Genomic DNA, 16,153 nt, shown 5'->3' with positions numbered 1-16,153 from the left:
AGCGGCCGCTCAGGCCGGCGCGTCGCCGCCGCGCTGGCGGCAGCCCCAGTTGAGGATCGGCGTGTCCGGCGGCAATACCCGCCGGAACAGCGCCACGCGGCTGCGCTTGGGGGTGACCACCACCGGCCGCCGGGCCGCGGTCAGCAGTGGCAGGTCCGCGGTGCTGTCCGAATAGGCGGTCTCGATGCCCTCGTAGCCGGCCTCGCGCAGCATGCGCACCTTCTCGGTGTGGTGGCAATGGCGGCGGGCGCCCATGCCGCCCAGCTTCGGCCCGACCACGGTGCCGAGCACCGGCACGTCCTCATGGGCGACGAAGCCCAGGATGGCCCGGGCCAGCTCCGGCGGCGCGCCGGTGGCCACCACCACCCGGTCGCCGCGGCGGCGATGCGCGGCGAACATCTCCAGCGCCACCGGCAGCAGGCGCGCGGCGATCTGCGCCCGGTGGGCGAGCACGTACTGGTCGATCAGCCGGTTGAACTCGGCGGTGCTGCGCACGCCGAGGCTGCCGATCCACACGTAGCCGGAGATGCCCCAGCGGCGGGTCGGCAGGAAGGCCACCATCGGCCCCAGCACCGGCGTGGCCAGCAGCGCCGCCAGCGTGCGCCACCAGCTGCGGCGGATCAGCCAGGCGAACAGGTGACTGCCGGAATCGCCGTCGTACAGGGTGTGGTCGAAGTCGAACACCACCAGCGGCGCGTCGGCGCGAGGCGGCGGGCAGGCCGGGGTACTCATGGCTCGAAGAACAGCTGGCGCAGCGCCTCGCCCGGCTCCTCGGCGCGCATGAAGGCCTCGCCGACCAGGAAGGCGGGGATCCCGGCCCCGCGCATGCGGGCCACGTCGGCCGGCGTGTGGATGCCGCTCTCGGTCACCAGCAGGCGGTCGCGCGGCACCGCCCCGCGCAGTTCCAGCGAGGTCTCCAGCGACACCTCGAAGGTGCGCAGGTTGCGGTTGTTGATGCCCATCAGCGGGGCCGGCACCTGGATGGCGCGCTCCAGCTCGTCGATGTCGTGGATCTCCACCAGCACGTCCATGCCCAGCTCCATGCCCAGGCCGGACAGCTCGGCCAGCTGGTCGTCGGACAGGGCGGCCACGATCAGGAGGATGCAGTCGGCGCCGAGCATGCGCGCCTCGTGCACCTGGTAGGGGTCGATGGTGAAGTCCTTGCGCAGCACCGGCAGGGTGCAGGCCGCGCGCGCCAGCTGCAGGTATTCGTCGGCACCCTGGAAGAAGTCCACGTCGGTCAGCACCGACAGGCAGGCCGCGCCGCCGAACTGGTAGCTGACGGCGATCTCGTCCGGGCGGAAGTCCGCGCGGATCAGTCCCTTGGACGGGCTGGCCTTCTTGATCTCGGCGATCACCGCCGGATCCCCCTGGGCGATGGCGGCCTTCAACGCCGCGGCGAAGCCGCGCACCGGCTCGGCGTCGCGCGCGCGCGCGGCCACCTCGGCCAGCGGCAGGCGCGCGCGCCGTTCGGCGATCTCTTCGGCCTTGCGGGCCAGGATGGTCTGCAGGATGTCGCTCATGGAGTCCCAGTACGGCGCGGCAGGCTGCGGGCCGGAGGGCCATTCTCGCACGCGCCGGCCGGCCTGGCGCGCGCAGCCGGCGCCGGCTCCGCGCCGCCGCTCACGGCGTGGCCGCGTCCGCGGCCAGGGCCCGGGTCGCCTCCACGTAGCGGTGCAGCGCCGCGCGCGCCGCGCCAGTGTCGATGGCCTGGCGGGCGCGGGCGATGCCGTCGGGAATGTCCGCGGCCACGCCCGCCACGTACAGGGCCGCGGCGGCGTTGAGCAGGACCACGTCGCGGGCCGGGCCAGGCGCGCCGTCCAGCACCGCCAGCAGCATGCCGCGCGACTGCGCCGCGTCGGCCACCTTGAGGTTGCGGCTGGCGGACATGGACATGCCGAAGTCCTCCGGGTGGATGTCGTACTCGCGCACCCTGCCGTCGCGCAGCTCGCCCACCAGGGTGGCCGCGCCCAGCGAGATCTCGTCCATGCCGTCGCGGCCCCACACCACCAGGGCGCGCTCGGTGCCCAGCTCCTGCAGCACACGCGCCTGGATGCCGACCAGGTCCGGGTGGAACACGCCCATCAGGATGTTGGGCGCGCCCGCCGGGTTGGTCAGCGGGCCAAGGATGTTGAAGATGGTGCGCACACCCATCTCACGGCGGACCGGCGCCACGACCTTCATCGCCGGGTGGTGGATGGGCGCGTACATGAAGCCGATGCCGGTGCGCTCCAGGCAGGCGGCCACCTGCTCCGGCTGCAGCTCGATCCTCGCGCCCAGCGCCTCCAGCACGTCGGCCGCTCCGGAGCTGGAGGAGACGCTGCGCCCGCCGTGCTTGGCCACGCGCGCGCCGGCGGCGGCGGCCACGAACATCGAGCAGGTGGAGATGTTGAAGGTGCGCGAGCCGTCGCCGCCGGTGCCGACGATGTCCACCAGGTGGGTGCGGTCGGCCACCTCGACCTTGCGCGAGAACTCGCGCATCACCTCGGCCGCGCCGGCGATCTCGCCCACCGTCTCCTTCTTGACCCGCAGGCCGGTGAGGATGGCCGCGGTCATCACCGGCGACACCTCCCCGCGCATGATCTGCCGCATCAGGTCCACCATCTCGTCGTGGAAGATCTCGCGGTGTTCGATGGTGCGCTGCAGGGCTTCCTGGGGGGTGATGCTCATGGCCTGGGCCGTCGTGTGGGGTACCCGCCGAGTTTATCGCGACGGGGCGCGCAGGCCCCGCCCCGCGGAGCGGGAGCGCGCGGGAGGATCCCGTGCCGGCATGGCCGGGGCGGGTTCCCTCCTCCCCGCCCGGCTCCCACGGAAGGCGGAAAAAGCAACGCCGGCCCGGAGGCCGGCGTTGCGTGGAAGTCCCTGCCCGGCCGTGGCCGGAAGGGCGTCAGTGCTTGAGGTTGCGGCGCAGGCGCTCGAGGGCCTGCAGCTGGGCGGTGACCTCGGCCAGGCGCTTCTGCGCCTCGGCCACGTCCATCGCCTCGCTGCGGCCGGCCAGCGCGCGCTCGGCATCTTCCTTGGCCTTGCGCACCGCCGCCTCGTCGATGTCCTCGGCGCGGATGGCGGTGTCGGCCAGCACGGTCACCACCTGCGGCTGCACCTCGAGGATGCCGCCGGAGATGGCGAAGTCCAGCTGGGAGCCGTCGGGCAGCGTGACCACCACCTTGCCCGGCTTGAGCCGGGTGATCAGCGGCGCATGACGCGGCGCGATGCCCAGCTCGCCCAGCTCGCCGGTGGCCACGACCAGGGTGGCCTCGCCGTGGAAGATTTCCTGCTCGGCGCTGACGATGTCGCAACGGATGGTGCTCATGCTGCCTCGCTGTGCTCAGTGGGCGGGGAAGACCGCGCTCAGGCGATCTTCTTGGCCTTCTCGACGGCCTCGTCGATGGTGCCGACCATGTAGAAGGCCTGCTCCGGCAGGTGGTCGTACTCGCCGTCCACGATGCCCTTGAAGCCGCGGATGGTCTCCTTGAGCGGGACGTACTTGCCCGGCGAGCCGGTGAACACCTCGGCCACGTGGAACGGCTGGCTGAAGAATCGCTCGATCTTGCGGGCACGGGCCACGGCCAGCTTGTCCTCCTCGGACAGCTCGTCCATGCCCAGGATCGCGATGATGTCCTTCAGCTCCTTGTAGCGCTGCAGGGTGGCCTGCACGCGACGGGCGGTCTCGTAGTGCTCCTGGCCGATGATGTTCGGGTCCAGCTGGCGGCTGGTCGAATCCAGCGGGTCCACCGCCGGATAGATGCCCAGCGCGGCGATCTGGCGGCTCAGCACCACGGTGGCGTCCAGGTGGGCGAAGGTGGTGGCCGGCGACGGGTCGGTCAGGTCGTCCGCGGGCACGTACACGGCCTGGATCGAGGTGATCGAACCGGTCTTGGTCGAGGTGATGCGCTCCTGCAGCACACCCATCTCCTCGGCCAGGGTCGGCTGGTAGCCCACCGCCGACGGCATGCGGCCCAGCAGCGCCGACACCTCGGTACCGGCCAGGGTGTAGCGGTAGATGTTGTCGATGAACAGCAGGACGTCCTTGCCCTTGCCGGTCTCGTCCTTCTCGTCGCGGAAGTACTCGGCCATGGTCAGGCCGGTCAGGGCCACGCGCAGGCGGTTGCCCGGCGGCTCGTTCATCTGGCCGTAGACCATCGCCACCTTGTCGAGGACGTTCGACTCCTTCATCTCGTGGTAGAAGTCGTTGCCCTCGCGGGTACGCTCACCCACGCCGGCGAACACGGACAGGCCCGAGTGCGCCTTGGCGATGTTGTTGATGAGCTCCATCATGTTCACGGTCTTGCCCACGCCGGCGCCGCCGAACAGGCCGACCTTGCCGCCCTTGGCGAACGGGCACATCAGGTCGATCACCTTGATGCCGGTCTCCAGCAGCTCGGTGGTCGAGGCCTGGTCCTCGTAGGACGGGGCCGGACGGTGGATCTCCCAGTACTCGGTGGCCTGCACCGGGCCTGCCTCGTCGATGGCGTTGCCCAGCACGTCCATGATGCGGCCCAGGGTGCCATGACCGACCGGCACGGAGATGGCGCGGCCGGTGTTGGTGGCGACCAGGTTGCGCTTCAGGCCGTCGGTGGAGCCCAGCGCGATGGTGCGCACGACGCCGTCGCCCAGCTGCTGCTGCACTTCCAGGGTGATATCGGTGCCCTCGACCTTCAGCGCGTCGTACACCTTCGGCACTTCCGCGCGCGGGAACTCGACGTCGACGACTGCGCCGATGATCTGAACGATCTTGCCCTGACTCATGGTGATTTCCTCAGACTCTTGAATTTTTTCGCGACCGGGTCGCCGAAGGTTTGTTCCTGGAGGTCGGCGCGCTGGGGCGCGACCGCTTGCGGGTGTTCCGTGTCAGACCGCCGATGCGCCGCCCACGATCTCGGAGATCTCCTGGGTGATCGCCGCCTGGCGGGCCTTGTTGTAGGCCAGGCTCAGCGTGCCGATCAGCTTGGTCGCGTTGTCGCTGGCCGCCTTCATCGCCACCATGCGGGCCGCGTGCTCGGACGCCACGTTCTCGAGCACCGCCTGGTAGACCAGCACCTCGATGTAGCGGGTCAGCACGTGCTCCAGCACGGTGCCGGCGTCCGGCTCGTAGATGTAGTCCCAGTCGTGGCGCGGCACCCCGGTCTGCGCCGGCGGGAGCGGCAGCAGCTGGTCGAAGGTGGCCTTCTGGCTCATGGTGTTCACGAAGTGGTTGTAGACCACGAACACGCGGTCCACGGTGCCCTCCGTGTAGGCGTCGAGCATCACCTTGATGACGCCGATCAGCTGGTCCAGGCGCGGCTGGTCGCCCAGGTGGGAGACCGAGCCGATCATGTTCACCTTGATGCGGCGGAAGAAGGCCTGCGCCTTCTGGCCGATGGTGACCATGTCCACTTCCACACCCTGCGCGTTCCACTGGCGGATCTCCGCCAGCAGCTTGCGGAACAGGTTGTTGTTCAGGCCGCCGGCCAGGCCGCGGTCGGAGGAGACCACGATGTAGCCGACGCGCCTGACCTCGCTGCGCTCGGTCAGGAACGGGTGCTGGTAGTCGGTGCTGGCCTGGGCCAGGTGGCCGATCACCTGGCGCATGGCCTGCGCGTAGGGACGCGACACCCGCATGCGGTCCTGCGCCTTGCGGATCTTGGAGGCCGAGACCATCTCCAGCGCGCGGGTCACCTTGCGGGTGTTCTGCACGCTCTTGATCTTGGTTTTGATTTCGCGTCCGCCTGCCATTGTTCGCTCGTTGCGCTCGTGGGTGGAGAAGGTGGGAGTACGGGGTGCCGCGGGGCCCTGCCCGCACTCCCGCGCCTTGCTGCCTTACCAGGTACCGGTCTGCTTGAACTCCTCGATGACCTTCCTGAAGGTCGCCTCGATCTCGTCGTTCCAGTTGCCGGTGGCGTTGATCTGCTCGACCAGCGCGCCCTGGGTGTTCACGAAGTGGGCGTGCAGGCCCGCCTCGAAGGCCAGGATCTTGTTGACCGGGACGTCGTCCAGGTAGCCCTCGTTGACCGCGTAGATGGAGATCGCCTGCAGGGCGATCGGCATCGGCGAGTACTGCTTCTGCTTCATCAGCTCGGTCACGCGCTGGCCGCGCTCGAGCTGCTTGCGGGTGGCCTCGTCCAGGTCGGAGGCGAACTGGGCGAACGCGGCCAGCTCGCGGTACTGCGCCAGGGCGATGCGGATGCCGCCGGACAGCTTCTTGATGATCTTGGTCTGGGCCGCGCCACCCACGCGCGACACCGAGATGCCGGCGTTCACGGCCGGGCGGATGCCGGCGTTGAACAGGTCGGTCTCCAGGAAGATCTGGCCGTCGGTGATCGAGATCACGTTGGTCGGCACGAACGCGGACACGTCGCCCGCCTGGGTCTCGATGATCGGCAGCGCGGTCAGCGAACCGGTCCTGCCCTTGACCTCGCCGTTAGTGAACTTCTCCACGTACTCGGCCGAGACGCGCGCGGCGCGCTCCAGCAGGCGCGAGTGCAGGTAGAACACGTCACCCGGGTACGCCTCGCGGCCCGGCGGACGGCGCAGCAGCAGCGAGATCTGGCGGTAGGCCACGGCCTGCTTGGACAGGTCGTCGTAGACGATCAGCGCGTCCTGGCCGCGGTCCATGAAGTACTCGCCCATGGTGCAGCCGGCGTAGGCCGAGATGTACTGCATGGCGGCCGACTCGGAGGCGGTGGCGGCCACGACGATGGTGTGCTCCATCGCGCCGTTCTCTTCCAGGCGGCGCACGATGTTGGCCACGGTCGAGGCCTTCTGGCCGATGGCCACGTACACGCACTTGATGCCGGTGCCCTTCTGGTTGATCACCGTGTCGATCGCCATCGCGGTCTTGCCGGTCTGGCGGTCGCCGATGATCAGCTCGCGCTGGCCGCGGCCGATCGGGATCATGGCGTCGACCGACTTGTAGCCGGTCTGCACCGGCTGATCCACCGACTTGCGCCAGATCACGCCCGGGGCGACGCGCTCCACCGGCGCGGTCAGCTTGGCGTTGATCGGGCCCTTGCCGTCGATCGGCTCGCCCAGCGCGTTGACCACGCGGCCCAGCAGTTCCGGGCCGACCGGCACCTCGAGGATGCGGCCGGTGGTCTTGGCCACGTCGCCCTCGCGCAGGTGCTCGTAATCGCCCAGCACCACCGCGCCGACCGAGTCGCGCTCCAGGTTCAGGGCCAGGGCGTAGGTGTTGCCGGGCAGTTCGATCATCTCGCCCTGCATCACGTCGGCCAGGCCGTAGATGCGCACGATGCCGTCGGACACGCTGGTCACGGTGCCCTCGTTGCGGGCCTCGGCGGACAGCTTGACCTGCTCGATGCGGTTCTTGATCAGGTCGCTGATTTCGGAGGGGTTGAGCGTGGTTGCCATGTTGGATTCCTTGGAGTCGCGCCCGGGGGTGGCGACCTAGAAGAGTGACTGGTCTGTTGGCTGCGCCCGCGTCGTCAGCCCGCCAGCGCGGCCTGCATGCGCGCCAGCTTGCCCTTGAGCGAGCCGTCGATCACGACGTCGCCGGCGTCGATCACCGCGCCACCGATCAGGCTGGGATCGACCGCGGTGCGCAGCTCGACCTCGCGGCCGAAGCGGCGCTTGAGCGCGGCGCGCAGCTTCTCGAGCTCGGCGGCCGACAGCTCGGCGGCGGAGGTGACGGTGGCCCTGACCACGCGCTGCTCCTCGGCCCGCAGCTGCTCGAACAGCGCGGCCACCTCGGCCAGCAGGCGCAGGCGCCCGGCCTCGGCCAGCAGCCCCAGGAAGCGGAGGAAGGACCCGCCGGCGCCCTCGGGGGCGACCAGCCGGACGGCGTCCTCGTGGCTCAGCGCCGGGTTGAGCAGCAGCCCGGCCACGCGCGGGTCGGCCGCCACTTGGGCGGAGAACGCCAGCGCCTGGGACCAGGCTTCGATGCTGCCTTCGTCGCGCGCGACCGCGAACGCGGCGCGGGCGTAGGGACGGGCAAGGGTAAGGGCCTGGCTCATGGTCGTCAGATCTCGGCGGCCAGCTCGTCCAGCAGCGCCTTGTGCGCGCTGGCATCGATTTCACGACGCAGCAGCTTCTCGGCGCCGCTCACCGCCAGCACCGACACCTGCTTGCGCAGTTCCTCGCGGGCGCGGTTGGCGGCAGCCTCGATCTCGGCCAGGGCGGCGGCCTTCTGCCGCGCGGCCTCGGCCAGGGCCTCCTCGCGGGCGGCGTCGACGATCTGGTTGGCGCGGGCGTGGGCCTGGTCGATGATCTCGTTGGCCTTGATCCGCGCTTCCTTGAGCAGCTCGTTGACCTTTTCCTGGGCCTGGGCCAGGTCCTTCTGGCTGCGGTCGGCCGCGGCCAGGCCCTCGGCGATCTTCTGCTGCCGCTCCTCGATGGCCTTCAGCAGCGGCGGCCAGATCTTGGTGGCGATCAGCCAGATCAGGCCGGCGAAGGCCAGCGCCTGGGCGATGAGGGTCAGATTGAGGTTCATTGGTGCGCTCTGCCTGTGGTCACGGAACCGGCGGCGGCGCCGCGCGGTTCCTCCATGCCTGTCGGCGCCCGCCTCGGGCGGGCGCCCCCTGACGCGCTATCAGCCGCCCAGCTGGGCCAGGAACGGACCAACGAACGGGCTGGCGAAGGCGAACAGCAGGCCCACGGCCACCGAGATGATGAAGGCGGCGTCGATCAGGCCCGCGGTGATGAACATGCGGACCTGCAGCACCGGGATCAGTTCCGGCTGGCGGGCGGCCGACTCCAGGAACTTGCCGGCCATGATGGCCAGACCCAGGCCGGCGCCCAGCGCGGCCAGGCCGATCATGATGCCGATGGCCAGAACGGTCGAAGCCTGGACGGAAGCGAGGGCGGTCAGTGCGGTTTCCATGGTTTTCTCCGGAACGGATAGCTGAGTGGTGAAACGGTGATGACGAGGGTGGAGCTTGAAAGGGTCAGTGGCTGTCTTCGGACAGGCTCAGGTATACGATCGACAGCATCATGAAGATGAAGGCCTGCAGCGGGATCACCAGCAGGTGGAACAGCATCCAGCCCAGGCCGAACACCGCACCGCCAAGCATGCCGAGGATGCCGGCGCCGCCGAGCACCCAGATCAGCAGGAACACGATCTCGCCGCCGAACATGTTGCCGAACAGTCGCATCGCCAGCGAGATCGGCTTGCTGAGCCATTCAACCGTGTTGAGGATCAGGTTAAACGGCATCATCCACTTGCCGAACGGCGCAGTCAGGAACTCGGCCGTGAAGTGGCCCAAGCCCTTGGCGCGCAGGGCGAAGAACAGCATCAGGAAGAACACGCTGAGGGACATGCCGAGCGTGGCGTTGACGTCGGCGGTCGGCACCGGCTTCCAGTAGGGCACGCCCAGCCACTCCAGCGGCTTGGCGATGAAGTCCGCCGGGATGAACTTCAGCATGTTCATCAGCAGGATCCAGAAGAACAGGGTGATCGCGATCGGCGTCACCAGCTTGCTGGTCCCGTGGTAGGTGTCGCGGGCCTGGCGGTCGACGAACTCCAGGCAGATCTCGACGAAGGCCTGCCACTTGCCGGGCACGCCCGCGGTCGGCTTGCGGGTGGCCAGCCAGAACAGGAACACCATCAGCAGGCCCATCAGCACCGAGGACACCAGCGTGTCCACGTGCAGGGTCATGAAACCGCCCTCGCCGACCTGCGCGGTCAGGTTGTGCAGGTGGTGCTGGATGTAGCTGGTAGGGGTAAGTTCCGCCTCGCCCGCCATAGGTCCGATCTTCCTGTGCTAACGACCTGGAGTTGTGTGTTGCGGTATAACGGCCCCGTCGGCCTGAGCCGTTCAGGGATGTCGCGCCATGGCCAGTACCTGCGCCACCAGCGAGACCGCCGCCGCCACCAGCATCGGCAGCGGGGGCAATCCCAGGGCGACCACCCCGATCACCATCACGGCGACCAGGACGAACCACTTGGCCAGCATCCCTGCCAGCAGCCGCGCCATCGCCGGAACCGCCCCGGTGATGCCGCCGCCCAGTCCGATGCGGGCCGCGATCCAGCCGCCCAGCAGCACCGCAGCCCCGCCTACCAGCGCCGCCGCGCCCGCCTTCCAGCCCTGCCAGAGGCAGGCCAGCGCGGTCAGCAGCGTCGCCATCGCCTGCCAGGCAATCGCGCGAACGGCCTGTCGCCGGGCTGCGGCAACGGAATTGATCACGCGACGGTACCTGTGAGGGAAGGCGGAACCAGGCTGCACTGCAGCAGATGCGCCCGTTGAGCTGCAAAAGTATAGCAGCGGGACAATTTGCGGGACAACCGACGCAAGTCACGGCCCCCGGGCGGGAACTTGCCGGGAAAATCCCGGTCGTAAGCCCCTGCAGCCGCGGAGTACCTCGTCGATCCGTCGCCGCCAAGGCCCCGTCCCCACCGGGGCCTTCGTCTTTCGTAGGGGGCCTCCTTTGGTCGCATCGGCCTTCACCTTGCGTCTGCGCCCGGCTCACGGGGCGTGGACAGGCGGTTGCGCATAGTTGCGGCCCCCCAACCCCCATACGCGACCGAACGATGCAATTGCGCCCCGCCTCCTCCCTGCTTGCCGTCGCCCTGCTGGCCTGCGCCGGCCAAGCCGCCGCCCAGGATGCCCGCGAAGACCGCTTCGCCCTGCGCCTGGGTGCCATGAGCGCCTCCGCCGAGACCACCCTGTCGGCCTCGACCACCTACATGGACGAGCCGTACAGCTTCTCCCAGGGCTTCGACTTCGGCAGCGACGAGATCGTGCCGCGCATCGACGGCATGTTCCGCCTGTCCGAGCGCCAGCGCCTGGTGTTCGACTACTTCAACTACGACAAGAGCCGCCGCGAGACCCTCGGCCAGGACCTGTCCTACGACGACATCACCATCCCGGAAGGCAGCTACGCCGAGGCCGAGCTGGACTTCCAGCTGGCCAGCCTCCTGTACGACTACTCGGTGGTGCAGACCGATTCCTTCAGCCTGGGCCTGCAGATCGGCGCCGAGTGGGCCAAGGCCAAGGCCACCCTGGTGGCGGAAGCCGGCGAGGACCGCTGGAGCGACGACACCAGCGAGGACGGCTACGCCCCGGTGGTCGGCGTGCGCCTGACCGCGCGCCCGGGCGAGCGCTGGCTGCTGAACCTGCAGGGCCAGTACCTGGACGCGGACTGGGGCGATTTCGGCGACTACGACGGCAGCATCACCCGCGCCAACGCCGTGGCCGAGTACCGCTTCACGCGCAACTTCGGCCTGTTCGCCGGCTACGAGTGGTACCGCCTGGACATCAAGCGCACGGTCTCCGGCGACGGCATCCGTGACGGCATCGTCGGCTGGGACCAGCGCTTCAAGGGGCCGGTGGTGGGTGTGACCCTGGCGTTCTGAACCGCGCCGGCGACACCTGCGGAAACGAAGAACCCCGGCGCAGGCCGGGGTTCTTCGTTGCGGTGCCAGCGGCGCCGGCTTACTTCTTCTTCGGCAGGTACAGGTCGGTGATCGTGCCCTCGTACACCTCGGCCGCCATCGCCACCGTCTCGCCCAGGGTCGGGGGCGGATGGATGGTGTGGCCGATGTCGCCGGCCTCGGCGCCCATCTCGATGGCCAGGGCCAGCTCCGAGATCAGGTCGCCGGCATGCACGCCGACGATGCCGGCACCGATGATGCGGTGGGTGGCCTCGTCGAAGATCAGCTTGGTGAAGCCCTCGGTGCGGTCGATGCCGATGGCGCGGCCGCTGGCCGCCCACGGGAACTTGCCCACGCCCACCTTCAGGCCCCTGGCCCTGGCCTCGGTCTCGGTCACGCCGACCCAGGCGATCTCCGGGCTGGTGTAGGCCACCGAGGGGATCACCCGCGCCACCCACTCGCGCTTCTCGCCGGCGGCCACCTCGGCGGCCAGCTTGCCCTCGTGGGTGGCCTTGTGCGCCAGCATCGGGTTGCCGACGATGTCGCCGATGGCAAAGATGTGCGGCACGTTGGTGCGCATCTGCCGGTCCACCGGGATGAAGCCGCGCTCGGTGACCTGCACGCCGGCCTTCTCGGCGTCGATCTTCCTCCCGTTCGGCGCGCGGCCGACGGCGACCAGCACGCGGTCCCAGGTGCCCGACTCCAGCGCCGGCTTCTGGCCCGGCTCGGCGGCCTCGAAGGACACCGTGATGCCCTTCCTGTCCGCCTTGACCGTGGCCGCCCTGGTCTTCAGGTGCACCTCGATGCCCTGCTTCTTCAGGCGGTCGGCCAGCGGCTTGACCAGGTCCTTGTCCGCGCCCGGCATCAGCTGGTCCATGAACTCGACCACGGTCACCTGCGCGCCCAGGGCGCTGTACACGGTGGCCATCTCCAGGCCGATGATGCCGCCACCCACGACCAGCAGCTTCTTCGGCACCTCGGCCAGGGCCAGCGCATCGGTGGAGTCCATGATGCGCGGGTCGCCCCACGGGAAGTTGGGCAGCTTCACCGCCTGCGAACCGGCGGCGATGATGCACTGCTGGAAGCGCAGCAGCTGCACCTTGCCGTCCGCGCCGGTGATCTCCAGCTCGTGCGGGGAGACAAACCGGGCCTCGCCCTGCACGGTGCGCACCTTGCGCTGCCTGGCCATGCCGGCCAGGCCGTGGGTCAGCTGGCCGACCACCTTCTCCTTGTAGGCGCGCAACCTGTCCAGGTGGATCTTCGGCTTGCCGAACTCCACGCCGAAGTCGCCGGCGTGCGTGGCCTCCTCGATGACCGCGGCCGCGTGCAGCAGCGCCTTGGACGGGATACAGCCGACGTTGAGGCACACGCCGCCCAGGGTCGGATAGCGCTCGACCAGCACGGTGTCCAGGCCCAGGTCCGCGGCGCGGAAGGCGGCGGTGTAGCCGCCGGGGCCGGAGCCGATCACCACCATGCGGCACTCGATGTCGGCCGGGCGGCCGCTGTCCAGCGCCGGCCTGGGCGCGGCCGGCTCGGCCGGCGCGCGGTGCGACGGAGCCACCGGCGGCTTGCCGGCCGGCGCCACCGGCGCGGGGGCGGCAGCGGCGCCGGCCGCGTCGAGCACGGCCACCACGTCGCCCTGCGACAGGGTGTCGCCGACCTTGACCCGGATCTCCCGCACCACGCCGTCGGCCGGCGACGGCACTTCCATCGTCGCCTTGTCCGATTCCAGGGTGACCAGACCCTGGTCCTTGCGCACGCGCTCGCCGGGCTGGACCAGCACCTCGATCACCGGCACGTCGCGGTAGTCGCCGATGTCCGGCACCTGCACCTCGACCGTGCCGGCCGCGGCGGCGGCCGGCGCCGCGGCCGGGGTGGACGCGGGCTGCTGCGCAGGGGCGGCGGCCGGCGCGGGCGCCGCGGCCCCGCCGGTTCCGGTTTCCAGGATCGCGACGACGCTGCCCTCGGACAGCTTGTCGCCGACCTGCACGCGGACCTCGCGGATCACGCCGTCGGCCGGCGCCGGCACCTCCATGGTGGCCTTGTCCGACTCCAGGGTGACCAGGCCCTGGTCCTTGCGCACGGCATCGCCCGGCGCGACCAGCACCTCGATCACCGGCACGTCGTGGTAGTCGCCGATGTCCGGGACCTTCACTTCGATCGTGTTCGCCATCGCCGCCCCCCCTCAGAGCAGCACGCGGCGCATGTCCGCCAGGACCTGCGCCAGGTAGCCGGTGAAGCGTGCGGCGGCGGCGCCGTCGATCACGCGGTGGTCGTAACTCAGCGACAGCGGCAGCATCAGCCGCGGCACGAACTGCTTGCCGTCCCACACCGGCTGCATGGACGACTTCGACACGCCGAGGATGGCCACCTCCGGCGCGTTGATGATCGGGGTGAACGCGGTGCCGCCGATGCCGCCCAGCGAGCTGATCGAGAAGCAGCCGCCCTGCATCTCGGCCGGGCCCAGTTTGCCCTCGCGCGCCTTCTTCGCCAGCTCGGCGGTCTCCCGGGCCAGCTCCAGCACGCCCTTGCGGTCCACGTCACGGATCACCGGCACGACCAGGCCGTTGGGCGTGTCGGCGGCGAAGCCGATGTGGAAGTACTTCTTCAGCACCAGGTTCTCGCCGGTCTCGTCCAGCGAGGCGTTGAACTCGGGGAACTTCTTCAGCGCCGCCACCGAGGCCTTGAGCAGGAAGGCGAGCATGGTCACCTTGATGCCGGCCTTCTCGTTCTCCCTGTTGAGCTGCACGTTCTCCCTGTTGAGCTGCAGGCGCAGGGCCTCCAGGTCGGTGATGTCGGCCTGGTCGAACTGGGTCACATGCGGGATCATCGCCCAGTTGCGCGACAGGTTGGCGCCGGAGATCTTCTTGATGCGCGACAGCGGCCGGGTCTCGACCTCGCCGAACTTGGCGAAGTCCACCTTCGGCCAGGGCAGCAGGTTGAGGCCGCCGCCACCGGTGGCAACGCCGGCCGGCGCCGTGCCGCCGGTGAGCACGGACTTGACGTAGCGCTGCACGTCCTCGCGGGTGATGCGGCCGCCGCGCTCGGTGCCGGTGACCCTGGAAAGGTCCACGCCCAGCTCGCGCGCGAACAGGCGCACCGCCGGGGTGGCGTAGGGCACCTTCTCCGGCAGCACGCTGTCGGCGTTGAATTCCACCGGCGGGGTGCGCGGCGGCGCGATCTCCGGGTCGGTGCCCGGACGCGCCGCGGTTTCGCGCGCGACCACCGGATCCTTCTTCTCCGGCACGGCCACCGGCTCGACCCTGGCGCCGGTCTCGGCGGCCGGGACGGTGGCGGCCTTGGCCGGGGCCGGAGCGTCGGCCCTGGCGGGCGCGGCCGGCGGCGGGGCGGCGGCGTCCCCGGAGACCTCGATCAGGGCCACGACGTTGCCCTCGGACAGGGTGTCGCCCACCTTGACCTTCAGCTCCTTGACCACACCGGAGAACGGCGAAGGCACTTCCAGCGTCGCCTTGTCCGATTCCAGCGTGACCAGGCCCTGGTCCTTGGCCACGGAGTCGCCCACGGCGACGAGGACTTCGATGACAGGTACGTCGCTGTAGTCCCCGATGTCGGGAACACGCGCTTCCTTGATTTCGGCCATGCCAAGACTCCGGCGGTTCTAGCGTGGGGGAAAAGAGGTCCTATTGTGGCCGCGCGCGTGCCCCCCGCCAACCTCCGCAGGGTGCACGGTGCGTGCTGCGCCGCAATACGCCCGGGTATGCGCATGCCGGTTGCGAATGGAACCTTCCTCCGCGCAAGCGCGCCCTCCGCCGCCCCGCCCGCCTTCACCGCGCGCCCACCCGACTGAACCGGTCCGCGCAGCGGAACGCCCGCGCCACGGGCATTTGCGGCCATTGCCTGAACGACGGCGGCCGCCTGCGGCCGCGGTCAGGGCACGGTTCATGCGCAGGCGCCTAGCTTCGGCCGCGCCCACTCCAAGGGCACTACAACAACGAAAGAGGAGACTCCCCCATGCGGTCCATTCGCACTCTCTCCCTGGCCCTGCTGCCCGCCCTGGCGCTGGCCGCGCCGGCGTTCGCGCAGGAGGCCGGCGACTCGGCCGCCGGCAAGCGGTTCTCCGTGGTCGGCAGCCTGTCGCACCTGCATCCGTCCGACCCGGGCAACGGCCTCCGAGTGGACGGCGATCCGGCCCCGACGATCAGCGCCACCTGGCACGCCACCGACAACTTCGGCGTGGAGCTGTGGGGCGCGGCCGACAAGTTCAACCACCGCGTGCGCGCGGACGGCGCCGGCAAGGTCGGCACGGTCGACCAGCAGCCGGTGGCGCTGAGCGCCCAGTGGCACTTCGGCCAGCCGGACAACGTGTTCCGCCCGTTCGTGGGCCTGGGCTACTACCAGTCCAACTTCAGCCACGAGACCATCGGCGGCGACGGCGCCCACGTGGGCCTGGACACCGCCAAGGGCGCCATCGGCACCGTCGGCCTGGACTACAACATCAACTCGACCTGGTTCGCCCGCACCGACCTGCGCTACATGCGTTCGCGTCCGGACGTGCGCGTGGCCGGCCAGGGCACGGGCCAGGAGCTGGAGCTGGATCCGTGGGTGGTCGGGGTGGGCGTGGGCGCCCGCTTCTGATCCACCGCGGCACCGCGGCAACACCGGCGGGGGGGGCCCCGGGCCCGCCCCCCCCCGGGCCCGCGCCGGGAAGGGCCCGCCGCGGGGGGCGGGGGCCGGGCCCCCCCCCGCCCCCCCCCGGCGAAAGAAAACAGCCGCCGCCCCCCCAGATTGGCGGCACCCCCCCCCCCGGCGCCGCCCGCCGGGGGCGGCTCCCCACCACCGCCACCGCCCCTCCCCCCCACACGAGCGGGGTGGGACCGGCCGGGGAGCGCG

The 16,153-nt window shown here is 70.3% G+C and carries 16 protein-coding genes; 2 read left to right on the top strand and 14 right to left on the bottom strand.

Annotation, left to right across the window (positions count from 1 at the left end; translation table 11 throughout):
• Positions 1-9 precede the first annotated feature (9 nt).
• From CR938_RS04230 to CR938_RS04175, 12 genes are all read right to left on the bottom strand, one after another.
• Positions 10-732, bottom strand: coding sequence for a haloacid dehalogenase-like hydrolase (locus tag CR938_RS04230; protein WP_162123820.1), 723 nt, complete (start codon positions 730-732; stop codon positions 10-12).
• Positions 729-1,523 carry an indole-3-glycerol phosphate synthase TrpC gene (gene trpC / locus CR938_RS04225; RefSeq protein WP_162123819.1) on the bottom strand — a complete coding sequence of 265 codons (795 nt, stop codon included), beginning with the start codon at positions 1,521-1,523 and terminating at the stop codon, positions 729-731. The genes CR938_RS04230 and trpC overlap by 4 nt, the downstream gene beginning before the upstream one ends.
• Positions 1,524-1,623: 100 nt before the next feature.
• Positions 1,624-2,670: an anthranilate phosphoribosyltransferase gene (gene trpD, locus CR938_RS04220; protein ID WP_162123818.1), complete on the bottom strand. Its 1,047-nt coding sequence runs from the start codon at positions 2,668-2,670 to the stop codon at positions 1,624-1,626.
• A 217-nt stretch (positions 2,671-2,887) separates the two neighbouring features.
• On the bottom strand, positions 2,888-3,310 hold the full coding sequence (locus CR938_RS04215; protein WP_162123817.1) for a F0F1 ATP synthase subunit epsilon: 423 nt from the start codon (positions 3,308-3,310) through the stop codon (positions 2,888-2,890).
• A 38-nt stretch (positions 3,311-3,348) separates the two neighbouring features.
• On the bottom strand, positions 3,349-4,746 hold the full coding sequence (gene atpD / locus CR938_RS04210; RefSeq protein ID WP_162123816.1) for a F0F1 ATP synthase subunit beta: 1,398 nt from the start codon (positions 4,744-4,746) through the stop codon (positions 3,349-3,351).
• Positions 4,747-4,848: 102 nt separating this feature from the next.
• Positions 4,849-5,712 (bottom strand): F0F1 ATP synthase subunit gamma, encoded by an 864-nt coding sequence (gene atpG / locus CR938_RS04205; protein ID WP_162123815.1) that lies wholly within the window; start codon positions 5,710-5,712, stop codon positions 4,849-4,851.
• 84 nt (positions 5,713-5,796) lie between these two features.
• The gene (gene atpA, locus CR938_RS04200; protein WP_162123814.1) at positions 5,797-7,344 is read right to left on the bottom strand and encodes a F0F1 ATP synthase subunit alpha; all 1,548 of its coding nucleotides are present in this window, start codon (positions 7,342-7,344) and stop codon (positions 5,797-5,799) included.
• 74 nt (positions 7,345-7,418) lie between these two features.
• Positions 7,419-7,946 carry a F0F1 ATP synthase subunit delta gene (locus tag CR938_RS04195; RefSeq protein ID WP_162123813.1) on the bottom strand — a complete coding sequence of 176 codons (528 nt, stop codon included), beginning with the start codon at positions 7,944-7,946 and terminating at the stop codon, positions 7,419-7,421.
• Positions 7,947-7,951: 5 nt separating this feature from the next.
• A complete protein-coding gene (locus CR938_RS04190; protein ID WP_162123812.1) occupies positions 7,952-8,422 on the bottom strand; it encodes a F0F1 ATP synthase subunit B in 471 nt (156 codons plus the stop codon).
• A gap of 99 nt (positions 8,423-8,521) precedes the next feature.
• The gene (gene atpE, locus CR938_RS04185) at positions 8,522-8,812 is read right to left on the bottom strand and encodes a F0F1 ATP synthase subunit C (protein WP_162123811.1); all 291 of its coding nucleotides are present in this window, start codon (positions 8,810-8,812) and stop codon (positions 8,522-8,524) included.
• A gap of 64 nt (positions 8,813-8,876) precedes the next feature.
• The gene (gene atpB, locus CR938_RS04180) at positions 8,877-9,674 is read right to left on the bottom strand and encodes a F0F1 ATP synthase subunit A (protein WP_162123810.1); all 798 of its coding nucleotides are present in this window, start codon (positions 9,672-9,674) and stop codon (positions 8,877-8,879) included.
• Positions 9,675-9,746: 72 nt separating this feature from the next.
• Positions 9,747-10,115 (bottom strand): hypothetical protein, encoded by a 369-nt coding sequence (locus CR938_RS04175; protein WP_233581615.1) that lies wholly within the window; start codon positions 10,113-10,115, stop codon positions 9,747-9,749.
• Between the two features lie 344 nt (positions 10,116-10,459).
• Here CR938_RS04175 and CR938_RS04170 point away from each other — a divergent pair, with 344 nt between their 5' ends.
• The gene (locus CR938_RS04170) at positions 10,460-11,284 is read left to right on the top strand and encodes a hypothetical protein (RefSeq protein WP_162123809.1); all 825 of its coding nucleotides are present in this window, start codon (positions 10,460-10,462) and stop codon (positions 11,282-11,284) included.
• Between the two features lie 79 nt (positions 11,285-11,363).
• Here CR938_RS04170 and lpdA read toward each other — a convergent pair whose 3' ends face one another.
• Positions 11,364-13,475: a dihydrolipoyl dehydrogenase gene (gene lpdA / locus CR938_RS04165; protein ID WP_162123808.1), complete on the bottom strand. Its 2,112-nt coding sequence runs from the start codon at positions 13,473-13,475 to the stop codon at positions 11,364-11,366.
• Positions 13,476-13,487: 12 nt separating this feature from the next.
• Positions 13,488-14,903 carry a dihydrolipoyllysine-residue acetyltransferase gene (gene aceF / locus CR938_RS04160; RefSeq protein WP_162123807.1) on the bottom strand — a complete coding sequence of 472 codons (1,416 nt, stop codon included), beginning with the start codon at positions 14,901-14,903 and terminating at the stop codon, positions 13,488-13,490.
• A gap of 371 nt (positions 14,904-15,274) precedes the next feature.
• On the opposite strand from aceF, the gene CR938_RS04155 reads away from it, so the two are divergent.
• Positions 15,275-15,898 (top strand): OmpW/AlkL family protein, encoded by a 624-nt coding sequence (locus CR938_RS04155; RefSeq protein ID WP_162123806.1) that lies wholly within the window; start codon positions 15,275-15,277, stop codon positions 15,896-15,898.
• Positions 15,899-16,153: the final 255 nt, after the last annotated feature.

The sequence above is a fragment of the Pseudoxanthomonas taiwanensis genome (genome assembly GCF_010093135.1).
In the GTDB taxonomy this organism is placed as follows: Bacteria; Pseudomonadota; Gammaproteobacteria; order Xanthomonadales; family Xanthomonadaceae; genus Pseudoxanthomonas; species Pseudoxanthomonas taiwanensis.
The sequence above is the reverse complement of the archived record's forward strand: the minus strand, read 5'-3'. Positions and strand labels throughout refer to the sequence as shown.